Below are 1,758 nucleotides of genomic sequence, written 5' to 3'. Positions count from 1 at the left end.
TCGCGCGCCCCGGTGAAGGCGCCCTTCTCGTGGCCGAAGAGCTCGCTCTCGATGAGGTCCTTCGGGATGGCCGCGCAGTTCACCGTGACGAGGGGCCCACGGAAGTTGGGGCTCCCGTAGTGGATGGTGGCGGCGAGCATCTCCTTGCCCGTGCCCGTCGCCCCGAGGAGCAAAACGGGGGTGTCGGGGCTCTTCGCCACCGTGTCGACGAAGCCCATCACGTCCTGGATGGCGTCGCTCTCGGCGATGAAGCAGGGGATGTGTTCCGTGAGGTATCTTTCCTGGAGGNNCTGAGACGGATCGTCTCCAGGGCGTTTTTGATGGTCATCTCCAGGCCCTCCATCTGGATGGGTTTCACCACGTAGTCGTGGGCGCCGAGCTTCATCGCCCTGATCACCGTGTCCACGTCCTCGTAGGCGGTGATCATGATGACCAGGACGCCGGGGTGCCGGCTCTTTATCTCCCGCAGGGCGTCGATCCCGCTCATGCCCGGCAGGCCGATGTCCAGGAGGACCAGGTCGGGCGGCTCCCCCTCCAGCGCCTCGATCGCGGGTTCCGCCTGGGAAAATGCCCGGACGCGGTAGTCGCCGCCGAGGGCCAGGGCGATCCCCTCACGAACCGTCGGCTCGTCGTCGACGATGTAGAGGGAGTACTCGATCATCTCGGCCTCTTCCTCCTCTCCACGGGTATGACAAGGGCGAACTTTGCCCCGCCCCATTCGCTCTCGGTAATGTCGATGCGGCCGCCGTGGTCGGTGATGATCCTGTTGCTGATGCTGAGGCCCAGCCCCGAGTTCTCGGCTTTCGTGGAGAAGAAGGGCTCGAATATCCTGTCCACGAGCTCATCCGGGATGCCCGGACCCGAGTCCGACACGGTGAGAAGGATCGTGTTGTTTTCCGCCCGGGTGGCGACCTTCACCTTCCGGGGCTCCTCCTGGTCTCTCAGGGCCTCGGCCGCGTTGGAGATAAGGTTCAGGAGGACCTGCTCGAATTGGTGCGGGTCCGTGTAGCACGGAGGAAGGTCGGGGGAAAGCTCCCGCTCCACCTGGACCCCGCTGCTTCGAAGCGAGACTAAGGAGAGGGTCAGCACTTCGTCGACGAGGGCGTTCACGTCGGTCAGGGCAAACCGGGTTTCCCCGGGCTTGGAGAAGTCAAGGGCCCTGCGCATCACCGACTCGATCTTGTTCGATGCAGCCTGGACCTGCGAGATGATCCCCTCGGCCGCGTCGTGTGCCCCGCAGTCGTCGATGATCCTCCTCAGGGTGGTGAGGTACACGTTGATCCCCGAGAGGGGGTTTCTGATCTCGTGGGCGATGCCGGCGGCAACGCGGCCCAGGGACGTCACCCTGTCCTTCATCACCATCTCCAGCTCCTTCGCGCGGGTGATGTCCATCATGTTGACGAGCGTCGCCCTCTGCCCCCGGTACTCTATCGTGCTCGCCCGGCAGTAGAGCCACCCCGTTTCGGGCCTCCCCTCCCTTTTTCCCGGGTTGTGGTATCTCAGTTCCTGCTCGATTGTTTTCCCGGTCCCCGACTCCACCCGTTCGATCATCTCGAGGAGCTGCTTGTCGTCCCCGCCGTGCAGCGCTTTGAGCGCCGACGGCTTCATCGGCGTATCGAAATGGCCGAGCATCCTGGCCAGTTCGGGGTTCCTGAAGACGATCTGCCCCCCCTGGACGATGAGGATGCCGGTGAGGGCGTTTGCCACCAGGTCCCGGAAACGCTCCTCGCTCTCCCTCATCGCTTCCGTGGCGCGCCT

3 protein-coding genes are annotated in these 1,758 nt (G+C 64.4%); all 3 read right to left on the bottom strand.

The window, feature by feature from the left end; genetic code table 11:
- Nucleotides 1-218: sigma-54-dependent Fis family transcriptional regulator (locus GTN70_11325; protein NIO17552.1), on the bottom strand; the 218-nt coding region annotated here is incomplete at its 3' end.
- Entirely contained in the window at nucleotides 218-661 is a 444-nt protein-coding gene (locus GTN70_11320; GenBank protein NIO17551.1) for a response regulator, read from the bottom strand. The genes GTN70_11320 and GTN70_11325, both read right to left, overlap by 1 nt.
- The coding region (locus tag GTN70_11315; GenBank protein NIO17550.1) for a PAS domain S-box protein at nucleotides 658-1,758 on the bottom strand (1,101 nt) is incomplete at its 5' end. The genes GTN70_11320 and GTN70_11315, both read right to left, overlap by 4 nt.

It is taken from the genome of Deltaproteobacteria bacterium (assembly GCA_011773515.1).
In the GTDB taxonomy this organism is placed as follows: Bacteria; Desulfobacterota; Deferrimicrobia; order J040; family J040; genus WVXK01.
The sequence above is the reverse complement of the archived record's forward strand: the minus strand, read 5'-3'. Positions and strand labels throughout refer to the sequence as shown.